Below are 22,144 nucleotides of genomic sequence, written 5' to 3'. Positions count from 1 at the left end.
CCCCCCATTTTGCCCGGTCGGCGATTTACCGGGCGCAGGGCCGCACCTTGAAGGGCCGGGCTGTTAGTGTCGGGGCTCACGAGGGCCTAGGGTGCAATACCAGACCACCGGAGGATCCGTGTTCGAACGACGAGGAGAGTTTGCATGGCACTGAGTGCCGGTACCAGAAGGACGGTCGCCTGCGTGCTCGTGGGTCTGGGCGCGGCATTACTCGTCGCCGCGCTGATGATCCCCACCTACACCGTGAGCAAGGTGGCCAAGACTCCGCTCGACCTCGAGATCACCACGATCGCGGAGAACCAGAAGGGTGAGGACAGCCTCGTCCTCGACTCCAAGTCGCTGACCACCGGCGACGGGCCTGCCGTCGTGAACAAGGACGTGCCGCTGATCTCCCAGCGCTTCGTCACCGTCGAGGAGCCCTCCGACGCGAACGACATGACGCTGCAGGCAGGCCAGACGCTGCGCCGCACCGACGTGCAGGGCGACACCGGGCTGCTCACCGCGACCATCGACCGGGTCACCATCTCGCGCACCACCGGCATGCCGGTCGACACCGAGCCCAACGGCTCGATCGCGGTCACCGTCAACAAGGACGGCAGCGTCATGGAGCCGGTGCAGCACACCGGCCTCGGCTACCGCTTCCCGATCGGCACCGAGCAGAAGACCTACCCGTACTTCGACATCAACGTGCGCAAGTCCTTCGACGCGAACTTCATCGAAGAGACCGAGATCAACAGCACGAAGGTCTACCACTTCCAGATGACCGCGCCGGTCACCAGCACCTGGGACGTCGTGCAGGCGCCCGCCAACCGGCTGACCCTGCCCGCGTCGAAGTGGGGCGTGACCGACGTGCCCGCCGACACCCCGGTCACCATGACCCGCTACTACACCAACGTGCGTGACCTGTGGGTCGAGCCGCAGACCGGCACCGTCATCAAGGGCGGCGAGTCGATCCACCTGTTCTACGCCCGCTCGGCGGACAAGCCCGAGGTGACCGCGCTCAAGTCGCACATCGTGTTCGACGAGGCGACCGTCGAGTCGCAGATCGCGATCGCCAAGGAGAACACCGACAAGCTCTCGCTGTTCGGCCGCATCGTGCCGATCGTGTTCGGCATCCTCGGCGTGATCGCCCTGCTCGCCGGCCTGTTCCTCGGCCTGCGCGGCGGCAGCGCCCCGGCCCACGCCAGCCCGCGCGGCACCCGCCCGACCCCCGCTCCGACGGCGGCCCCGGACGAGACCCCCACCTCGCGGTGGGACGCCGAGGACGACGCGCCGACCACCCAGTTCCCCCGCGGTGATTACGACGCGCCTACCGAACAGATCGACATCGACAAACGTCGCTGAGGACAGTGCTCCTTGAACGGCCCCGGTCACGCGACCGGGGCCGTTCTTCGTGTGAGCGGTTGCCGGGTGAGGTCGTCCCCAACCATCCGCAAGGGATGTGGACACCTGCGGAGCCAGGCCGGCCTCCGAAGTCGGCTGTCGCCCGAGCGAGGAGGAGCCACCGGGACGGTGCCGGGCGGCGGACCGAACCGGCTGGCAGCCTTCATATTCCGCGCGAATCGGCGTTGTCCGAAGGCGGCGTGAGCGGGATCGCGGCAGTGCGCAGTCCGGTGGAACTACGAGGCGGTTCTGGTGACGGTGGGGGCCGAACCAGGGGTGGTGCCGCGGGCGGCGGTGCGCAGGACGACGACCGCGACGATCACGGTGGTGACGGCGGCTACCGAGACCGCGGTGGTGATCAGGGTGCCGATCGTGCGGGCGAAGGTGAGCATCAGGGTCACCTCGAGGGCCAGGCCGATCCAGGTGACGGCGGCGAGGGCGGTGCGTTCCACGGCGATCGCGGAGAGCAGGGCGCCTTGCAGGACCGCGAGGATCGCGCCATGCAGGGCGAACACCCACAGCATGCCCTGGATGGGGGCGTAATCCTGCCCGGCGAACAGCGGGGCGAGTGGGGCTGCCAGCGCGGCGCCGACCACCGCGACGACACCGATGACCGACAGCACCGAGAGGGCGTCGCGGATCGCACGCGCCGAATGCGCGGGCTGGGCCATCCTCGGATACAGCACGACACCGACCGCTTGCGGCAGCCAGAACGCGATCTTCGTTGCGATGGTGCCCAGCGAGTAGCGGCTCGCGTCGACGTCGTCGAGGACGATGCGGACCACGATCAGATCCACCGAGGACAACGCCATCAACGCGGCCTGTACCTGAACCGCACGCAGCACCGGAAGAACACCGATCGGCCGGCGCGCACGGGCCGCTGCCGGTCCGCGCTTCGATCCGCCCGCGCCTTCCTTCGCCGACAACCCGCGCTCCGGGGTGGCCGAGCCCGCGTCCGCCGACAGGGCACTATCGAGTCCGCTCCCGCCTGCCTGCCCGGGTGCTCCAGCCAATTCGCCCGATTGCGCGCCGGACCCGGCAGGGGTTGACCTGTCCGATACGGCGCCTAAATCGTGGGCGTGCGCGGTCGATCGGGCGATGCGGCCCGCGATAATGGCCGCGCAGACGATGCCAGCCGCGCCTGCCCACAGTGCGCCGGTCGCGCCGCCGCCGAGGGCGAGTGCGACAAGGGCGGGCGCCACCCGGGCCGTTCCGGCCATCGCGAGCACCGTGGCCAACGCCCGGAAATGATTGCTGCCCTGCAGAATTCCTTGTTCGCCTGACAGCACGACCAGCGCGGGCGCGGCACCGAGCGCGGCGGCGGCGGCCCACACGCCGACGTGCAGCACACCCGCGACCACCGGCACCAGCACCACGGCGACCGCGGCGACGAGCGCGGCGCAGCGCCACTGCATCGATCGCACGGCGCGCAGGTCGGCGCCGAGGACGACCTCGCGCGCCACCACGTTCTGCATGGCCAGGGCGGGGACGGCGCACAGCAGCTGCACCGCGAGCAGGCTCGCGAACTCGCTGTACCCGGTGACACCGAGCCAGCGGCCTGCCAGCAATTGCAGCAGGTACCCGGCGACGTTGGCGGTCATCGCGCCGGCCGTCACCCAGGTCAGGTCAGCAACGACAGGGGGGCGACGGACCGAGGACACGCCCCATCGTCGCACCTCTACTCCCCGCGCATCACCAGTACCCCGAAAATGTGAGTCCAACCGGGCTCACCTTGCGCACCGCAGGCCCGCGGCACCGAGAAATCGACCGCCATTGCCTCGACGGCCACCACCGGACCGAGGCGGGCACCGCTCCACATCACCCCTACGACGGGAGACGGACAGAGCCGACCCGCCGGACCTACGGCACGCAAAGGTGCAGTGGCGTGACGGGGGAGTCGACCTGGTGGTCCAGGTGGAGGCACCGCCGTCGATGACCGTAGATGGCAGCGGGTCGGCCGCGCCTGACGCCGGTGCGCTCCCCCGCGGGCAGGCGTCAGGCGCGGGGCTGGCCCGCCGGGCCGAGGGGACCGACGGGACGTAAGGTGCAGTGACGTGACGGGAGATAGGCGTGCGCGGGCCTGGGTGGCCGGATATTGCGCACTGCTCGCGCTGATCATCGTCGGACCGCTGGCCGGGTCGGGCTACCTGCTGCTCCGCGACGCCGTCAGTACCCCCCGCTCCTACCTCACCGACTCCGCCCTCGGCCTCGGCGCCGCCGCACCACGTGCCGTTCCCCAGGACGCCCTGCTCGCCGTCCTGTCCCCGATGATCGACGGCGGCCTCCTCGTGAAGGCGATCCTGATCGTCGCCCTGTGGGCAGCCGGCTACGGCGCCGCGGTTCTCACCCGCGAATTCCTCGCCGCGTCGACCCCCGCCCAACTGGTCGCCGCCACCCTCGCCCTGTGGAACCCCTTCGTCGCCGAACGCCTCCTCCAAGGCCACTGGAGCCTCCTCGCCGGCTACGCCGCCCTCCCCTGGACCGCACTCGCCGCCGTCCGCGTCAGGCAAGCGACACAGCGCCACCGCCCAATTGCTGTCGCCCATGCGAGTCCAGGTGCGGATACCAGCGAGGGAGCAAGTCCCGACACACATGCCGGTACGCGCGGCGCTGGATCGTCGAGTCCAGCTGGGTCCGGCGGCAGCGGGGAGCTCTACGTTGGGCGCGGTTCGTTCGGCGCGTGGGCGGCGCTTGCTGCTGGTTTTGCGGCTGCCGGGCTGACGCCGACGGGGTCGCTGCTGGCCGCGATCATTGGGCTCGCGCTGGTCGGACGCCGCGCTTTCCTGCCCGCCGCGGTCCTGTGGATCGCCACCTGCGCGCCGTGGTTGACGGCGACGGCGCTTGGGTCGGGTGCGGAGCCGTCTGATCCGGCGGGGGTGTCGGCGTTCGCGGCCAGGGCTGAGCCGTGGCTCGGCACGCTGGGCAGCTTGGCCGGGCTGGGTGGGATCTGGAACGGCGAGGCGGTGCCTGCGACGAGGACGACCCCGTTGGCGCTGGTCGGGACCATGTTGTTGCTCGGTATCGTCGCGCTCGGGGTGCGCGCCGTGTGGGCGCTGGGGCGGGATGGCCGGGCATTGCTGGTGATCGCGGCCGTGGCGATCGTGTTGCCCGCGCTCGGTGCGACCAGTGCGGGGCTCGCGGTCGGCGAGTGGCTGGTGGTGCATGTTCCCGGGGCCGGCTTGCTGCGCGATACACAGAAGTACGTGGCGCTGGCAATGCCCGCGTACGTGCTGTGCGCCGCGGCAGCGTGCGGGACCGTGGTGACGTGGTGGCACCGATACGCGGCCGATCATTCCGAGGCGGATCCTGGTCTTCGGGCGGATTCCGATCGTGCGGCGGATCCCGGTCGTGCAGTGGCTGCACGACCAGGCACTGCCGGAGCTTCCGCTGTCGCAGTTGTTTTCATCGCGCTGATAGTCCTGCCGCTGGCCGACCTGGCGTGGGGGGTCGGCGGCAAGATGCGCCCGGTGCACTACCCGGCGGGCTGGGCGCAGGTCGTCGACCGCATGGACGCACCCGGTGACGTCGCCGTCCTCCCGACCGGCATGTTCCGCCGATTCCCCTACAGCGGAACAGCTCCCGTCCTCGACCCGGCCCCCCGCATCCTCCCGAACGACGTCCTGCAAACCGGTGAACTCCGGGTCCGCGGCTATGCCGTCACCGGCGAGGGCAATCGGGCTCGCACGGTCGAAGACGCACTGTCGCGTGGCGCGACACCCGCCGAGATCGCCGCACTCGGCGTCGGCTGGATCGTCGTGGAGCGCAGCTCCCCCGGCCCACTCGGCGACTCCGAAGAGACCCTCGCCGCAGCGGAATTGGCCTATCAGGACACCGACCTGGCGCTGTACCGCATTCCGGGCCACACCCCCACCGACATCGCAACACCGACACAACGGTGGATATCCGCAGCGGCTCACATCCTGTGGGCGGTCCTGCTGGTCGGTGGACTTGTCACCGCGGCGCTACGTCGGGTCAGCCCTGGGCGGGCGGGGCGACCAACCCGGTGACGAAATCACCACGGGCAGCAGCGGACAGCACTTCGTAAACCCCGGAACCTGTTTGCGCCCAGGAGAATTCATGGGCACGCGCACGCGCCTTCTCCCCCATCATCAGGCGGGTATCCGGGTCGGCCAGCAGGTCACCGGCCGCGTCGGCGAGCGCGGGAGCGTCGTCGACGAGCAGACCGGTGACACCGTCGACGATGGAGTCGGTGAGCCCGCGCGAGCTGCGGTATCCGATGGTCGGCACCCCGTGCTGGGCCGCCTCGATGACGGCAAGACCCCAGCCTTCCTTGCGGGAGGGCATGACGTGGACCCACGCGGTCGACAGGATCTCGTGCTTGCGGCGTTCGTCGACGTGCCCGTGGAAGGTGACGGCGTCGGCGATGCCGAGCTCGTCGGCGCAGGCACGCAGGTTCGGCGCCCACCAGCCGTCGCCGATGACGTCGAGGTGCACGTCGGGGAACCGCTGACGCAGGGCGGCGACGGCGGTCAGCGCGTCCTCGATCTGCTTGTGCGGAACCAGGCGGGACAGGACGGCGATACGCGGATGGTCCGCGCGCGTGGCGTCGGCGCCGGGCACGACCTCGGCGGGCACCGGTTCGGCGCCGTTGCGGACGACGGCGATGCGCTCGCGGTCGACGCCGAGCACGGCCAGCTCCTCGGCCGAGGGCAGCGACACGGTGAGGTACTGGTTGGCCCGGTGCACGCGCGGTGACAGGCGCGACTCGATCCACCAGCCGATCCGCCCGACCAGCTTGCCGGCGACCGGCCACTGCTCACGGTGACCGTGGTGCACCAGCACCACCGAGGGCACGCCGGTGGCGCCCGCGAAGAAGGGGATGCCGTTCTGGGTGTCGATCACGACGTCGGGGCGCACATCGCGCAGCGGCCCGATCCCGAGCCGACCGGCCATGATGGCGACCAGCGCCCGCGGATACACGGTGAACCGGCCACCGGCGCGGCTGATGTCGATGCCGTCGATCCGCTCCCGTCGGGGCGCACCCGGATAACCGGCCGTACGCAGGGTGACCTTGATGCCGCGCGCGGCCAGCTGGGCGCCGACCTGCTCCAGGTACCGCTCGCTGCCGCCGCCCTGTGGGTGCCCTGTGTCACGCCAGCACAGCAGGAGGACTTCACGCACGGTCGGGCTCGCAATCGGGTCGGTCGAGGACAAAGGTCGGCACCCACCCTAGCGGGTGTGTTCTGCGCGACACATCGATATCGCCGCTACCGTCCAGCTGTGTCCGGTGGACCACGCGAGCACCCCCGGTGAGGCTGCCCATAAACTCTGCCCGTGCCGACCGCATTCCTGCCGACTACCGAGCAGCACGTCCAGCGTCGCGACCAGTCCAGGTTCGCGCGTCGCGCGACGCTGCGCCGCTCGCTGCGGCTGCTCACCAGCTTCCGGTTCGAGCAGTCCGACCCGGCCAGGTTCTACGGCGGCATCGCCACCGACAGCGCCGACCTGATCGGCGACTTCTACGCCGACATCGCGGGCCGCGACCTCACCGGCACCGTCGTCCTCGACGTCGGCGGCGGGCCCGGCTACTTCGCCGACGAGTTCACCGCGGCGGGCGCGCGCTACGTCTCGGTCGAGCCCGACCCGTCGGAGATGCACGCGGCGGGCCTGCGGGTCTCCGGTTCGGTCCGCGGATCGGGGATGGCGTTGCCGTTCCGCGACAACGCCTTCGACGTCTGCTTCTCCTCGAACGTGGCCGAGCACGTGCCGCAGCCGTGGGTGATGGCGGAGGAGATGGTGCGCGTGACCAAGCCCGGCGGCCTCATCGTGTTCTCCTACACGGTGTGGCACGGGCCGTTCGGTGGTCACGAGACCGGCCTCTGGCATTACCTCGGCGGCGAGTACGCGGCCCGCCGGTACCTTCGCAAGCACGGGCGCGAACCAAAGAACAGGTTCGGCAGGTCACTGTTCGCGGTGACCGCCGCCGACGGTTTGCGCTGGGCGGCAACGACATCGGCCGACGTGCGGACAGTGTTCCCCCGCTATCACCCGCGCTGGGCGTGGTGGCTTGTCCGGGTTCCGGTGATCCGCGAGCTACTGGTGAGCAACCTGGTGGTCGTCGCCACCAAGGTCGATCAGCCCAGCCAGCTCAATCGACGGAACCTGCGGGCCGGTTCCGGTAGCGCGCTTGCCCACGGCGATTCCTGAATCGCCAGGCCAACGGTCTCCAGCGTGGTCAGTCCGACCTGATCGGCGAGCACCCCGACCATCGCGACCACCTCGGCGGCCTGGATGGCGGCAGTTGCCTGCTCGATCGTGAGTGTGCGGCCGGGCAGGAATGACACAACCCATCCCCCGCTGCCCACACTCTTCGCTTGATGGTCGGTCTGGTCGCTGGTCATCAACGATCGGCCGATCACTTGCACAGCCATGAGTCGGTCTCCCCAATTCGCTGTAAAGGTCTGATGAATCGAGCGAGCTGATCAGTAGCTAAAGCATCCCCTTTTCAACAACAGAACGCAATAGTGCGTTTACCCGAAAACCGAACCGACAGGTTGGAATTCGCCCTGTTCACAGTTGTTGCGGGACAGCGAATTAGAACGTGTTGCAGACAACCCGGCTACAAAACTGTAACGTGTTCTTATGCACTACGACAGTCTGTTCATCGGCGGGAAGTGGACCACCCCTGCCGGTAGTGACCGCATTTCCGTGGTCTCACCCGCAACGGAGGAGACCGTCGGCAGCGTGCCCGCGGTAACGAAGGCCGATGTGGACGCGGCGGTCGCCGCGGCCCGCGACGCCTTCGACAGCGGACCGTGGCCATCGACACAACCACTGGAACGAGCAGAGGTGCTCACCAAAGCTGCCCGCCTGATCGAGCAGCGTTCGCCCGAATTGCTCGCCGCGCTCACCGCGGAGATGGGCGCTCCTTCGTTAGCCGCCTTGACACTCAACCAGATTCCGGCCGTCGCCGCGCTGGACGCCTGGGCGGCCCTGGCTAAGACGTTCCAGTGGAACGAGACTCGCACCGGCCTGTTCGGAACCTCCCGTGTCTCACGGGAACCGCGCGGTGTCGTCGCGGCGATCACCGCCTGGAATGTCCCGATGTTCCTCGCCGCGAACAAGCTCGGCCCCGCCCTGCTTGCAGGCTGCACGGTGGTGCTCAAGCCGTCGCCGCTGACCCCGCTGACGGCCAACCTCCTCGCCGACATCTTCACCGAGGCCGGGCTCCCGGACGGCGTGCTCTCGGTTCTGCCCGCCGACGCGGCGGAGAGCGAATACCTCGCAAGCCACCCCGGCGTCGACAAGGTGACCTTCACCGGCAGCACCGCGGTCGGCCGCAAGCTGGCCGCGATCGCGGGCGAGCAGCTCAAGACCGTCTCGCTGGAGCTCGGCGGCAAGTCGGCCGCCATCGTGCTCGAGGATGTCGACCTGGCCGCCAGCATCCCCGTGCTGGCGTTCTCCGGGCTGATGAACAGCGGGCAGGGCTGTGTCGCGCAGACGCGCATCCTCGCGCCGCGCAGCCGCTACGACGAGATCGTCGACGCGCTGGTCGCCCACGTCAAGACCATGCAGACCGGCGACCCGACCGATCCGGCCACCCAGCTCGGCCCGCTGATCAGCGAGAAGCAGCGTGACCGGGTGGAGAGCTACATCGCCAAGGGCAAGGAAGAGGGCGCGCGTCTTGTCCTCGGCGGCGGCAGGCCTGCCGGCGTCGAGCGTGGGTGGTTCGTCGAGCCGACGATCTTCGCCGACGTCGACAACTCGAGCACCATCGCGCAGGAGGAGATCTTCGGCCCCGTGCTCTCGGTGATCCCGTACGAGACCGAGGAGGAGGCGATCGCCATCGCGAACGACTCCGACTACGGCCTCGCCGGTTCGGTGTGGACCACCGACATCGAGCACGGCGTCGAGATAGCGGCGAAGGTGCGCACGGGCACCTACGCGATCAACTGGTACGCCTTCGACCCCACCGCACCGTTCGGCGGGTACAAGAACTCGGGTATCGGCAGGGAGAACGGTCCAGAGGGGCTCGACGCGTTCTGCGAGCAGAAGTCGGTGCTGATGCCGATGGGCTGGACCGCGGGCTAGTTCTCGGGCATCACGACCCGGAGGACCGGCTGTCCGGCCACCTGGCCCCGGGGCGGTAGGTCGACCACGTCGACCCGCCACCCCGGTGGCAGGGCCCGTTGCAAGCGGCCGGCCACTCGTTGCAGTGGCGTACTCGAGTAGGTGTCGGACTTGTGTCCGGTCACCAGATCGGTCATGCGTCAACCACCTCTCAGCGTCGATTCGCCGGGACCGCGTCTGCGGCGCCCGAGTCTCGAAAGGGAGTTAGCTCGGATGGTGCGACGTGCTGCCCAGGAATATAGGTGACAGCACCCGTCCGCAGTCAGCGACCCTCTGACATAGACAGATATACCCAGAATCGAGTCGGGAAATCGTCCGCGGACCGGCTCGCCGAGGTCAGGATCCTGCACCGGGCGTGCCCGCTCCGCGATACTCGACGGAAACCGGGAATCATCGCGTCGGAGGAGATCGACCATGCTCACCGTGTCACCCGCCCTCGACTGGGACTGGGCCACCCGCACCGGCGGAAATCTCACCGCCGCCCAGCGCCGCGCCCTGACCCTGGGGTTGCTGCGCACCGCACCCACACTGATGTTCGGCCGGATCCGCCATGCGCTCGGCCGCCGCGGCGCCGGTCGGCTCGACCTCGCCGAGCTGAGCCTACCGGACACCGCACTCGCCCGCGCCGCGGAAGTAGAAGCGCGCGAACAGCTTTCGGATGTCGTGCTGGCGCACTCCTTCCGCACCTACTTCTTCGCCCGCGCGCTGGCCGAGCTCGACAAAGTCGACTACGACGAAGAGATCGCCTACGTGGCCAGCCTGCTGCACGATCTGACGCTGGAAACACCAACGCCGGGCCGGTGTTTCGCCGTGACCGGTGGGGAAACGGCGAACGCGTTCGCACTGCGCCACGGCGCGCCTGCCGAGCGCGCCGAGTCGATCGGCGCCGCGATCGCGGCGCATATCAATCCCGACGCTGCCGGAAACCTCAGCGATCCGGGCGGTTTCGTCTCGGCCGGTGCTTCGGTCGACGTCCTCGGCAGACGTCTGTCCGACCTCGACGCCGCCTTCGTCGGCGACCTGCTCGCCCAGCACCCACGCCATCACCTCAAGCAGCACCTCATCGACTGCTTCGACGCCGAGGCCGCCGCGGTTCCAGACGGCCGCATCCACTGGCTCAAGAGCACCGGCTTCCTGCAGATGATCAAACTGGCGCCGTTCGCCGAATAGACGAAACCGCCCGTACCGAATGCGGTACGGGCGGTTCGTAGTCCTCCGGGGCGATCAGCCCAGGCGCTCCTTGAGTGCCTCGAACTCGTCGCGCACGCCCGAGGGGAGCTTGTCGCCGACGAACTCGAACCACTCCTCGATCGACGGGATCTCGTTGCGCCACTCGTCGGTGTTCACCGCGAGCGCCTCGTCGACGTCGGCCACGACCACGTCGAGGCCGTCCAGGTCGAGGTCGGCGGCCGAGGGGACGTTGCCGACCGGGGTGGCCTCGGCGCCGGAGCGGCCCTCGATGCGGCCGACGATCCACTCGAGCACGCGGGAGTTCTCACCGAATCCGGGCCACAGGAAGCGGCCGTCCTCGCCACGACGGAACCAGTTGACGTAGAAGATCTTCGGCAGCTTGTCCGCGTCGGCGTTCTTGCCGAGGTTGATCCAGTGGTTGAGGTAGTCGCCCACGTGGTAGCCGAGGAACGGCAGCATCGCCATCGGGTCGCGGCGGACGGTGCCGACCTTGCCCTCGGCGGCGGCGGTCTGCTCGGAGCCCATGGTGGCGCCCATGAACACGCCATGCTCCCAGCCGAAGGACTCGGTCACCAGCGGGACGGTGGTCTTGCGGCGACCGCCGAACAGGATCGCCGAGATCGGCACACCCTGCGGGTCGTCCCACTCGGGGGCCAGGATCGGGCACTGCGACATCGGGGTGCAGTAGCGCGAGTTCGGGTGGGCGGCGTGGCCCTCCGACTCGGGCGTCCAGTCGTTGCCCTTCCAGTCGATCAGGTGCTGCGGGTCGCCCTCCAGGCCCTCCCACCACACATCGTTGTCGTCGGTCTGGGCGACGTTGGTGTAGACGGTGTTGCCCGCCTCGATGGTGGCCATCGCGTTGGGGTTGGAGCTGCGGTTGGTGCCCGGCGCGACGCCGAAGAAGCCGAACTCCGGGTTCACCGCGTAGAGGCGGCCGTCCTCGCCGAAACGCATCCAGGCGATGTCGTCGCCCAGGGTCTCCGCGCGCCAGCCAGGGATGGTCGGCTGGATCATCGCGAGGTTGGTCTTGCCACAGGCGCTCGGGAACGCGGCGGCGACGTAGTAGTTCTTGTTCTCGGGCGAGATCAGCTTGAGGATCAGCATGTGCTCGGCCAGCCAGCCCTCGTCGTGGGCCATCGCCGAGGCGATGCGCAGCGAGTAGCACTTCTTGCCGAGCAGCGCGTTGCCGCCGTAGCCGGAACCGAAGGACCAGATCTCGCGGTCCTCGGGGAAGTGGGTGATGTACTTGGTGTCGCTGCACGGCCACGGCACGTCGGCCTGGCCGGCCGCCAGCGGCGCGCCGACGGAGTGCAGCGCCTTCACGAACGGGCGGTCGGCGCCCAGCTTGTCGAGCGCGGCCTGGCCCATGCGGGTCATCACGCGCATCGAGACGACGACGTACTCCGAGTCGGTGATCTCCACGCCAAGCTTGGGGTCCTCGGCACCGAGCGGGCCCATGCAGAACGGCACCACGTACATGGTGCGGCCCTTCATCGAGCCGCGGTACAGCTCGGTCATGGTGGCGCGCATCTCGGCGGGGTCGACCCAGTTGTTGGTCGGACCGGCGTCGGCCGCGGTCTTGGAACAAATGTAGGTGCGCGACTCGACGCGGGCGACGTCGGACGGGTCCGACAGCGCGAGGAACGAGTTCGGCTTCTTCTTCTCGTCGAGCTTCTTGAAGGTGCCCGCCTCGACCAGCTGCGTGGTCAGGCGATCCCATTCCGCATCGGAGCCGTCGGCCCAGACCACGCGATCCGGCTGAGTGAGCTCTGCGACTTCCTGTACCCAGGCGAGCAGTTCACTGTGCTCGGTCGGCGCCGTGCCGTCGGATCCACGAAGACCAGGAATGGTCGCTGAGGTCATGAAAACTCTCCTGAGATGGGCGGTTTTTCGATGCGAAGTCCATCGATCGCCACCGGGCGGGAAGGCGTCCGCAGCGAACCAACCACCGCACAACCCCAAATGGACGGCGTACAGCGCCGTCCACGGACGGAGGCCGCGCATCGACTGGCACGGAGCGGACGCCCAGGTTCCTGGTTAAAGGTTAACGCGATATGACGATCGAGACGGAATCGGGTTAGGAATCTGGTCTCTGATAACTACCCATCGGTCGATCAGCCAATCGTGGCCACAGAGCGGTCGAGCACCGCGACGTCGCGCTCGCACGCCGCCAACTGCGCCGGGCGCTCCGCGACGAGCCGCCGCGCGAGAACGTCCAGCTCCGCGACGCGACGGTCGACAGCCACCGCCCGTGCCGTCGATTCGCGGATCACATGCTCGGCCAATTCTGCCTCCACATCGACCAGGACCGCGGCGACACGCTGCTCGAGCAGGGCTTTTATATTCACCAGCGCCTCAGCGACCCATTGCGCCAGGTGATTGCGCTCGGCCAGCTGTGCCCGCGCACGCACCACCCAGTAGGCCGCGCCGGCGCCGAGCAGCAGCGTCACCGGGACGCTCGCGACGTCCAGAGTCGGCACCAGCGACAGCGGCGCGACGATCAGACGACCGAGGCCGACGCCAGCCGACGCGCCGAGCGCGATCATGAGGTGATCTTCGACACCGCGGTGTCTCGGGGCCGGATCTGGGCCGAGTCGCGGGGCCGGATCGCGCCTGCGTGCGGCGGGCGCGGCCGTGCCGACCCGGCGGGCGGTCTCGATCACCCGGTCGTCGATCACGGTGTCGACCGCGACCGACAAGTCGGCGGCGGCCTGCTGCAGGCGCTGCGGGTAGGCGCGCAGTTCGGCGCGGTCGCAGCGGTCGAGGTCGGCGCGGGAACGGGTGTGCAGCGCGCGCACCAGCGCGCCGACCTCGGTGGACAGGTCGACGCGCGCCAGCTGGACCTGGCTGCGCACCGCCGACAGGCCGGTCTGGCGGCCGCCGTCGCGCTCGGCCAGCAGGCCGACCCGTTCCTCCCTGATCCGGGCGGAGTCGGTGCCGGAGCGCAGCGCGGTGATCTGTTCGGTGATGCGCGCCGTGGTGTCGGTGAGCACCCTGGTCAGCACGGCCGACCTGCGCTCGGCGCCGTCGGCCGGTCCCCGCGCGGTCGCCGCGGCCAGCGCGGTGTGCAGGGCGGCCAGGCCGGAGCGGTCGAGCAGGGCGGAGTCGTCGGCGGCGCGGGCCGCGGCGGCCAGGCGCGCCGACACCGGGAGCACGTCGAGGTCGACGATGCCGCGCGCGGCGAGCAGGGCGCGGCTGCGTTCGCGGATCGCCTGCCAGTCCTGATAGGCGTGGAAGCCGTTCATGGCGAGCACGATCCGCTGGTCGGCGGCGCGCAGGCGCTCGATCAGGGCGAGTATGTCGGCGCCGAGCACGCTGCCCGCGTCGAAGAGGATCAGGGCGACGGGCCGGTCGTCGGCCGGTGTGGGCGTGGCCGGGTCGGCCAGGTCGATGCGCGGTTCGAAGCGGGCCAACTCGGTGCGCAGCAGGGTGGTGTTGGCGTCGTCTACGGCGTAGAGGACGACGCGTGCGCCGGTACCCGGCTGTTCCATCGCCCGCAGCAAGGCCACACCCTGGGGGTTCCATCGCTCCACCACAGCCACGGCCTCCGCGGGAAGAACACCGGGTCTGTCAGAGTCCGGCACTGCTCATCCGTTCCCAGGCGCGGATATAGCCGTTGTGCACGCGCACGGCGGCGCGGCGGGCGGCGGGCGGCATGTCGCTGGAGACCACGGCGCGCCAGCGGGTCGCGCGGGCGAGGGCTTCGTCGGCGTCGGCGGGTGCGGGTGAGCGGTAGCCGGCGGCGAGGTGGGCGACCTGCGGACAGGCCAGGCCCGCGCACAGTCCGGCCCACAGCGCGTCGTCGCCGATGAGGTAGTTCTCGATGAGTTCGCGGGCGTGACCACCGTCACCGGGGACGGCGCGCGCGGCGAGCCTGGTCAGCTCGTCGAGCAGTTCGCCACCGCGGACCGCTTCCACCTGCTCGTAGCGGCGGTGCACCAGCCGGTGCAGCGGGTCGATGCCGCCCGCGGAATGCAGGATCTGGATCAGCGCGGCGGCGCTGAGGTCGGGGTCGGCGCGCAGGGCGGTGAGGGCGCAGTCGACGCCGTACAGGTCCCAGCGGGCGATCAGCCGCCTGCGCGCGTCCTGGTCGGAGCCGGTGCCGACGAACAGGTCGGCCGACAGCACGGACGGGATATCGGGGCCGACCGCGAGTCTGCGCAGGTCGGTGAGGTCGGCGGTGTCGACCGCGCCCGCCCTGGTGTGCGCCGCCAGCGAGGCGACGACCGGCACGATCGGCAGGCCGAGCTCGCGCGCGTACCGGTCGGCGGCGGCGACGGCCTCGCCCCAGCGCGCGCCAACCGCGTCGGCCTTGTTGAGCACGACGACACCGCGGCCAGGCGGCAGAGTCGCGAGCAATCGCTGGTCGGCGGCTTGCGGCGCACCGGCGAGGACATAGATGACGAGATCACCGTCGAGGACCGGATCGGGCTCCCCCGGCTGATCGACCGGCGAGGTCTCATCCGCCGACAGCAGCGCCAGCGCGCGCAGCACCGTGCTGCGCCCGCTCAGCGCCCGCCCCGCCACCTGGATGCGCAGCGGACGCCGACGACGCGCGACCGCCGCGGCGAGCCGATCGGCGATCGCCGGATCACCGCCCCGACCGGCGGCGAGCACGGAGACCAGCTGGTCGAGCTGGTCGGATGCCCGTGTCTGTGTGGACTCGGTGGCTGTCGACATTCTGCCCACCCCCTTTTCCGAGGGCATTCTGTCAGATCCGCGGGGCGGCGGCCGTCGCGAACCAACTGCCGACCAGGGGCAACACCGCCGCTACATGCCACGATCCGACCGCGCGTCGCCCGGCCCGCCGCACTCGGCTGCGACGTAGCTCGGCGCATGCTGGACAATGGACGTCGTGAACGACGCCGCCAACCACCCTGTCGAGTCGGTTCCGGGGCAGCCGTCCACCGCCCCGGCCCATCCCAAACTCTCCGAGATCCCGCATGAGGCGGGCCGTCGCTCGACCACCGGCTCGCGCCTGTACCCGCGTGTCACGAGCTTCCGCTCGCGGCGCGGCGCGCTGACGCCGAATCAGCAGGTCGCCTGGGAACGCACCTGGCCGGTGATCGGCCGCGAGGTCGCCAACGAGCCGGTCGACGCCGACGCCTGGTTCGGGCGCAGCGCCCCGCTGGTCATCGAGATCGGCTGCGGCACCGGCACCGCGACGGCCGCCATGGCCAAGGCCGAACCGCACCTGAACCTGATCGGCATCGAGGTGTACCAGCCGGGTCTGGCCCAGCTCGTCTGCCAGATCGAGCGCGAGGAGATCGGTAACATCCGGCTGCTGCGCGGCGACGCCGTCGATGTGCTCGAGAACATGGTTGCCCCGGAGTCGCTGACCGGTGCCCGGGTGTTCTTCCCCGACCCGTGGCCCAAGGCACGCCACCACAAGCGCAGGCTGTTGCAGGCGCCGACCTTCGCGTTGATCGCCAGCAGGCTGAAGCCGGGCGGCGTGCTGCACGTCGCCACCGACCACGCCGATTACGCCGAGCACATCCTGGCAGTAGGCTCGGCGGAACCGCTGCTCACCGGCCTGAACGACACCACCGGCGGCGACAGCGCCGCCAACCGCGTTACCGCGCCGATCGGTTTCGAACGGCCCGTCACCAAGTTCGAGGGCAAAGGCCTGCGTGCCGGTAGCGCCATCAACGAGTTCATATGGGGGAAGATCGACAGATGAGCGTGAGTGAGATCGCCACCGAGATGCCGGATATCGCCCAGGGAGCAACCGGCAGCGAGGCGCTGGGCAGTTCCGGCCCCGATGTCCGACGCGTCCTGCTCGTCTGGGACGCGCCGAACCTCGACATGGGACTTGGCGCCATCCTCGGTGGACGTCCCACCGCTGCTTATCGCCCCCGTTTCGACGCGCTCGGCCGCTGGCTGCTCGCGCGCACTGCCGAGCTGTCGGTCGGCGCGAAGGGCCGCGTCGAACCCGAGGCCACCGTCTTCACCAATATCGCGCCGGGTACCGCCGACGTGGTCCGGCCGTGGGTCGAGGCGTTACGCAACGTAGGTTTCGCGGTCTTCGCCAAGCCGAAGATCGACGAGGACTCCGACGTCGACGCCGACATGCTCGCGCACATCGCGATGCGCGAGCGCGACGGCGGCCTGGCGGGCATCATGGTCGCCTCGGCCGACGGTCAGGCGTTCCGCGAACCGCTCGAAGCGATTGCCGCCAAGGGAATCCCAGCTCAGGTCCTCGGATTCCGCGAGCACGCGAGTTGGGCGGTGACTTCCGATACTCTCGAGTTCGTCGACCTCGAGGACATCCCGGGAGTATTCCGGGAGCCGCTACCGCGGGTGAGCCTCGATTCGCTGCCCGACGAGGGTGCCTGGCTGCAGCCTTTCCGGCCGCTGTCGGCACTACTCACGTCTCGCCCTGGTCAAGGAGTCGCTTAAGTGTTCACCCGCTGGGGCGATCTGGTCTATCGGTTCCGTTTTGCCGTCATCATCGTCGTTGGTGGGGCGATGGTGGCGTTGGGCGCTTACGGCATGGGGCTCGGGCCTCGGCTGAGCCAGAGTGGCTGGTTCGATCCGGGTTCGGAGTCGGTGCAGGGCGCGCAGATCGCCGACGGCTCGTACGGGCGCGACCACATGGCCGACGTGATCGTTATGTACAACGCCCCCGCGGACAAGACGATCGATGACCCAGAATTCTCGCGGAAAATCGTCGACAGTCTGACCAGGGTCGTCGCTGAACATCCCGATCAGATCAGCAAGATCAACGGTGCTTACTGGAAGATCGGCGACGCGCAGTCGGCCCCGTCGGCGTTCGGATCCAAGGACAAGAAGCACGCGTTCGCATCGATCGCCATCGCCGGGGACAACGACACCGTCATGATGGCCAATTACCGGGCCGTCGCCGATGTCTTCGCCATTCCCGGTGTCGACGTGGAGGTCTCGGGCCTGCAGCCCATCGCGGTCACCCTGACCGACACCATCGACCACGACTCCAAGCGGATGGAAGTGCTGGCCTTCCCCGCGGTGGCGGTGCTGCTGTTCTTCATCTTCGGTGGCATCGTCGCCGCCGCACTGCCGCTGATCATCGGTGGTCTGACGATCATCGGCGCCACTGGCATCGTCATGGTGCTGACCAACTTCACCGAGGTCAATTCGTTCGTCACCGGTGTCGTCTCGATGATCGGTCTCGGCCTCGCTATCGACTACGGCCTGTTCATCGTCAGCCGCTTCCGCGAGGAATTAGCGGAGGGCTACACCACGCGCGCCGCCGTCCGACGGTCGGTGATGACCGCTGGACGAACAGTACTGTTCTCCGCGACGATGATCATCGCCAGCCTCGGCGGCGTCCTGATCTTCCCGCAGGGCTTCCTGCGGTCGGTCGCGTACGGCACCATCGCGGCCGTCTCCCTGGCGGCGTTGAGCGCGATCACGATCCTGCCCGCGATGCTGGGCATCCTGGGCCCGCGCGTCGACATGCTCGGTCTCAAGTGGTTCCGCAAGACAAAGACCGCCGAGCAGGTCGAGAACGGTTTCTGGGGCAACCTCACCCGCTGGGTGATGAAGCACCCGCTCAAGATCGCGATCCCGGTCACGGTCATCCTGCTGTTGCTGATCATCCCGGTCAAGAATCTGGCCTTCGGCGGCATCAACGAGAAGTACCTGCCGCCGGACAATCCGACCCGTGCCGCGCTCGAGCACTTCTATGAGGTCTTCCCGCTGAAGAAGACCGACCCGATCCAGCTGGTCTTCGTCTCGGACAACACCAATGCGATCGGCAAGGTCTGGAAGGAAGCCAACCAGGCTCCCGGGCTGGTCGGCCCGTTCGAAGTGCCGGTCAAGTCGCCGACCAACCCCGAGGTGTTCCGCACCTCGGCGACCCTGGTCGATCCCACCAACAACGCCGAACCGACGATCGACTACCTTCGCTCGATCGAAATACCCGACGGCGTCACGATGTATGTCACCGGTCAGCCGGCGCTCATGGCCGACAGCATCGACACGCTGATGGAACTGATGCCGTGGATGATCTTGATCGTCCTGCTCACCACCTTCGTGCTGATGTTCCTCACCTTCGGTTCGCTGGTGCTGCCGATCAAGGCAGCGCTGATGAGCGCGCTCGGACTCGGCTCGACGCTGGGCATCCTGACCTGGATCTTCATCGACGGCAACGGTTCCGGGCTGCTGAACTTCACCCCACAGCCGATCAGCGCGCCGGTCCTGATGCTGATCATCGCGATCATCTACGGCTTGTCGACCGACTACGAGGTCTTCCTGCTCTCCCGCATGGTGGAGGCGCGCGCCCAAGGTGCGTCGACCACCGAAGCCGTGCGGATCGGCACCGCCCAAACCGGGCGGATCATCACCGCCGCCGCCCTGATCCTGCTGGTCGTGACCGGCGCGTTCGCGTTCTCCGACATGGTGATGATGCAGTACATCGCCTACGGCATGATCGCGGCGCTGTTCATCGACGCCACCGTGCTGCGCATGCTGCTGGTGCCCGCGATCATGAAGCTGCTCGGCGACGACTGCTGGTGGGCGCCGAAGTGGATGAAGCGCATCCAGGAGAAGATCGGCCTCGGCGAGCCCATCCTCGACGACGAGCGCCCGCAGAAGGGCTCCGTGGTCGACCTGGTGAAGACCACCCCGATCACCGACCCGCCGACCATGCAGATGACGGTGGTCCCCGACAGCAAGCTGGCCAAGACCCCACGCCGCCCGCGCACGGTCGCCGAGATCGAGGCCGAGGCGCCGACCGCGCACCTGGACAAGATCACCGAGCACAACGACCCCGCCAAGCCGGCCCGGCCCCGCCCGCCGATGTCCCCGGATCCGACCCGCCCCCGCGCACCGATGCTGTCCTCGGGCGAGCCGACCCAGGTGCTGCCGGTCGTGCAGCCGGATGCCGAGGCGCCCAAGTCCGATAAGGGACCGGCTGACTCGTCCACCAACCAGCCAGACACCCCCTCGGCCGACCTGTCCTACCACTCCGGCGGCGAGCCGACCCAGATCCTGCCGATCGTCAAGCCCGGTGCCGAGGCACCGAAATCCGATCAGGAACAAGGCGATTCGACGTCGGGACCCGACAACAGGCAGCCGACGCCGCGCAGCGATCTCCGCTCCGGTGCGCCCGGCACCTCGGGCCTCGACACACCTGGCACCTCGGGCTCCAACCCGCCCGGCGCCACCGGCTTCACCACGCAGAGCGAAACCGGCCCCGGCATCTCGAGCACTCCCGGCATCAGCACGCCGAGGAACTCCAGCTTCGGGACGCAGGGAGACACTGCCCTCGGCACGCCGAGCATCTCCGGTCTCAGCGCCCCCAGGAACTCCGGCCTCGATACTCCCGGCTACTCCGGCAACAACACCCCGGGTAGCTCCGGCTTCGCCACGCCGGACGACCCCGGTACCGGCATGCCCGGCGACTCCCTCCCCGGCATGCACGGCTTCGGCACACCAGGCGAATCCGACCCCAACACACAGGGGCGCTCCAGTTTCGGCACGTCAGGCGACTCCGCCACCAGCGCACACGACCGCACCGGTATCGGCACGGCGGGGGACGCCGGCCCCGGCTCGCAGGGACGTTTCCGCCCCGTGCCCGAAAGCACCAGTGGTGCTGCGGGTTCCAGCATCAGCGAGTCCGGCGTCATCGGTGGGCACGACTCCTCCGCCCCTGACACGTCCGGCGTTATCGGCGGCGGGCGCGTCCCCGGCGTCGACTCACCCGGTAGGAACACGCGCGAATCCGCACCGCGCGGGTCGCAGCGGGTGCAGCCGCCTGCGGGTTACACGCCGCCCGCGCGTGGGGGCGACACGTCGGCGCCGCGCGCGTCGACGCCGTCCGATGCGCCTGAGTTCGGTAGGCCCGCAGAGGATTCCGGCTCGCGGCCGAGCATTGTCAATCCGGTGCGGCCCAGCATGGTGAACACGCCGCCGCCCGGTGTCGTGCCGCCGCCTGCGCCGAGCATCGTCAACACGCCGCCGCGCGTCGCTCCGCCGTCCGCGCCGAATATCGTCAACCCACCGCCGCCGAGCATGGTCACGCCGACGCCGCGGCCGGTCGAGCCGCCCGCCGGTGGCACGTTCAGTGGGTTCACCCCGCTGACCGGGTATGAACCCGCACCGGGCACCGACGCGACCGAGCAGTCCGCGCCGGAGCCGGAATCGCGCGGCACCGAGCCGGAGTCGCGCGGCTTTGTGCCGCCGACCGATCTCTCGGTCGCGCCGGGAGCGCATCGCGCCGAGCCGCCCGCTAACAACGGCGTCGTGCGTCCCGTGCCTGATGCACAGCGTCCCGTGCCGAACGCACCGCGCCCCGCGACCGACGCAACTCGCCCCATGGCTGACGCACAGCGCCCCGCGACCGACGCCCCACGTCCCGCACCGAACGCGCCGCGCCCGTCGGCTGACGCTCCGCGTCCCGTGGCTGACGTTCCGCGACCGGTGACTGACGCCCCGCGTCCCGCGACCGACGCCCCGCGACCGGCGGCTGACGCCCCGCAGCTCGCGGACGAGTCCTCTGCGCGTGGCGTTTTCGGTACGCCGGTGCCCGTCGAGACGCAGCCGCGGTCACCGTGGAGCCCGGCCGAGCCCGCCACGCCGAGTGGATTCCGCGCCCCCGAGACCGATGGTGGACCGCGGTTCTCCCCGGTTACACCTGCGCCGGAACAGGATTCGGCGCAGCCCGAAGTGGTGCGCCCGCAGGTCGCCCCGCCCGGGTTCACCGCCGTCACACCCGGCGAGGCCACGCCCGCATCGTGGCAACCCGCAGCCGCGCAGGACAACCCTGCGGATACGCCGGGATCGTGGCAGCCGGAACCCGCCGACGTGCGGAATCACCCTGCGGATACGCCCGCATCGTGGCAACCCGAACGCGCCGACGTGCGGAACCACCAGCCGGATACGCCCGCATCATGGCGAACCGAATCCGCGGAACCGCAGGACAACCCTGCGGCGACTCCCGCACCGTGGCACGCCGAACTCGCCGCCGCGCAGGACCACCCCGCGGCCAGGTCCGCCTCGTGGCGAACCGAATCCGCGGAACCGCAGGACAACCCTGCGGCGACTCCCGCATCGTGGCACGCCGAACCAGCTGACGCGCAGGACAACCCTGCCGCCACTCCCGCATCGTGGCAGACCGAACCCGCCGAGCCGCAGGGCAACCCTGCGGATGCACCAGGTCAGTGGCAGGCTCCCGCCGGATTCACCGCGGTGCCCGCGCCGGGCCAGGAGGAGCAGGCCGGGGCCACCTCGTCGCCGGACGACGGTGCCTCTCCCGCACCGGAATCCGACGCGCCGCAGGCGGACAGCCGCGACGAGATCGAGAACTGGATGGCGCAGCTGCGCTCCTCGCGTCGCGGGTCAGCGGCCGATGAGGGGCGGCATCACGGCAACGAGGGCCGCACGGTCAGCGTGAATGAGCTGCTGCGCCGCCGCGAGGACGACAGCGACTGACGGCAGGGGACCCGAACATGACGACACCCACGGCGCGATTCCGCCGTGGGTGTCGTCTTGACGGTCC

At 69.5% G+C, this 22,144-nt stretch carries 15 protein-coding genes; 8 read left to right on the top strand and 7 right to left on the bottom strand.

The genetic code is table 11. From position 1 onward, the window contains the following. Positions 1-144 precede the first annotated feature (144 nt). Positions 145-1,344 (top strand): DUF3068 domain-containing protein, encoded by a 1,200-nt coding sequence (locus ACWF82_RS12450; RefSeq protein WP_452500631.1) that lies wholly within the window; start codon positions 145-147, stop codon positions 1,342-1,344. Between the two features lie 275 nt (positions 1,345-1,619). Here ACWF82_RS12450 and ACWF82_RS12445 read toward each other — a convergent pair whose 3' ends face one another. Next, on the bottom strand, positions 1,620-2,984 hold the full coding sequence (locus ACWF82_RS12445; protein ID WP_452500630.1) for a polysaccharide biosynthesis protein: 1,365 nt from the start codon (positions 2,982-2,984) through the stop codon (positions 1,620-1,622). 453 nt (positions 2,985-3,437) lie between these two features. Between ACWF82_RS12445 and ACWF82_RS12440 the strand changes: the two genes are divergently transcribed. Further along, positions 3,438-5,390 carry a hypothetical protein gene (locus ACWF82_RS12440; protein ID WP_452500628.1) on the top strand — a complete coding sequence of 651 codons (1,953 nt, stop codon included), beginning with the start codon at positions 3,438-3,440 and terminating at the stop codon, positions 5,388-5,390. On the opposite strand, the gene ACWF82_RS12435 is transcribed toward ACWF82_RS12440, so the two are convergent. Further along, positions 5,356-6,525 (bottom strand): glycosyltransferase family 4 protein, encoded by a 1,170-nt coding sequence (locus tag ACWF82_RS12435; RefSeq protein ID WP_452500626.1) that lies wholly within the window; start codon positions 6,523-6,525, stop codon positions 5,356-5,358. The genes ACWF82_RS12440 and ACWF82_RS12435 overlap by 35 nt on opposite strands. Before the next feature lie 153 nt (positions 6,526-6,678). On the opposite strand from ACWF82_RS12435, the gene ACWF82_RS12430 reads away from it, so the two are divergent. Further along, positions 6,679-7,551: a class I SAM-dependent methyltransferase gene (locus ACWF82_RS12430; RefSeq protein WP_452500624.1), complete on the top strand. Its 873-nt coding sequence runs from the start codon at positions 6,679-6,681 to the stop codon at positions 7,549-7,551. Here the strand turns inward: ACWF82_RS12430 and ACWF82_RS12425 are convergent. Further along, complete coding sequence (locus ACWF82_RS12425) at positions 7,479-7,775, bottom strand: hypothetical protein (RefSeq protein WP_452500622.1); 297 nt, start codon at positions 7,773-7,775, stop codon at positions 7,479-7,481. The genes ACWF82_RS12430 and ACWF82_RS12425 overlap by 73 nt on opposite strands. Before the next feature lie 211 nt (positions 7,776-7,986). Between ACWF82_RS12425 and ACWF82_RS12420 the strand changes: the two genes are divergently transcribed. Further along, the gene (locus ACWF82_RS12420) at positions 7,987-9,435 is read left to right on the top strand and encodes an aldehyde dehydrogenase (RefSeq protein WP_452500620.1); all 1,449 of its coding nucleotides are present in this window, start codon (positions 7,987-7,989) and stop codon (positions 9,433-9,435) included. Here ACWF82_RS12420 and ACWF82_RS12415 read toward each other — a convergent pair. Further along, the gene (locus ACWF82_RS12415) at positions 9,432-9,611 is read right to left on the bottom strand and encodes a hypothetical protein (protein ID WP_452500618.1); all 180 of its coding nucleotides are present in this window, start codon (positions 9,609-9,611) and stop codon (positions 9,432-9,434) included. The two genes, ACWF82_RS12420 and ACWF82_RS12415, sit on opposite strands and share 4 nt — an antisense overlap. A 277-nt stretch (positions 9,612-9,888) precedes the next feature. On the opposite strand from ACWF82_RS12415, the gene ACWF82_RS12410 reads away from it, so the two are divergent. Beyond that, complete coding sequence (locus ACWF82_RS12410) at positions 9,889-10,644, top strand: HD domain-containing protein (RefSeq protein WP_452500616.1); 756 nt, start codon at positions 9,889-9,891, stop codon at positions 10,642-10,644. A 54-nt stretch (positions 10,645-10,698) separates the two neighbouring features. Here ACWF82_RS12410 and ACWF82_RS12405 read toward each other — a convergent pair whose 3' ends face one another. From ACWF82_RS12405 to ACWF82_RS12395, 3 genes are all read right to left on the bottom strand, one after another. Continuing rightward, positions 10,699-12,528: a phosphoenolpyruvate carboxykinase (GTP) gene (locus ACWF82_RS12405; protein WP_452500615.1), complete on the bottom strand. Its 1,830-nt coding sequence runs from the start codon at positions 12,526-12,528 to the stop codon at positions 10,699-10,701. Between the two features lie 251 nt (positions 12,529-12,779). Continuing rightward, the gene (locus ACWF82_RS12400; RefSeq protein WP_452500613.1) at positions 12,780-14,207 is read right to left on the bottom strand and encodes a hypothetical protein; all 1,428 of its coding nucleotides are present in this window, start codon (positions 14,205-14,207) and stop codon (positions 12,780-12,782) included. Positions 14,208-14,235: 28 nt separating this feature from the next. Further along, complete coding sequence (locus ACWF82_RS12395) at positions 14,236-15,345, bottom strand: hypothetical protein (protein ID WP_452500611.1); 1,110 nt, start codon at positions 15,343-15,345, stop codon at positions 14,236-14,238. Between the two features lie 166 nt (positions 15,346-15,511). On the opposite strand from ACWF82_RS12395, the gene trmB reads away from it, so the two are divergent. From trmB to ACWF82_RS12380, 3 genes are read left to right on the top strand one after another with little or no spacing between them, the layout of a single operon-like run. After that, the gene (gene trmB, locus ACWF82_RS12390; RefSeq protein WP_452500610.1) at positions 15,512-16,345 is read left to right on the top strand and encodes a tRNA (guanosine(46)-N7)-methyltransferase TrmB; all 834 of its coding nucleotides are present in this window, start codon (positions 15,512-15,514) and stop codon (positions 16,343-16,345) included. Then, positions 16,342-17,064 (top strand): NYN domain-containing protein, encoded by a 723-nt coding sequence (locus ACWF82_RS12385; protein WP_379305593.1) that lies wholly within the window; start codon positions 16,342-16,344, stop codon positions 17,062-17,064. Before trmB ends, ACWF82_RS12385 begins: the two co-directional genes overlap by 4 nt. Continuing rightward, positions 17,065-22,077: an MMPL family transporter gene (locus tag ACWF82_RS12380; RefSeq protein ID WP_452500608.1), complete on the top strand. Its 5,013-nt coding sequence runs from the start codon at positions 17,065-17,067 to the stop codon at positions 22,075-22,077. It abuts the gene before it with no gap. Positions 22,078-22,144 lie beyond the last annotated feature (67 nt).

Source organism: Nocardia sp. NPDC055053 (assembly GCF_053608285.1).
The sequence above is the reverse complement of the archived record's forward strand: the minus strand, read 5'-3'. Positions and strand labels throughout refer to the sequence as shown.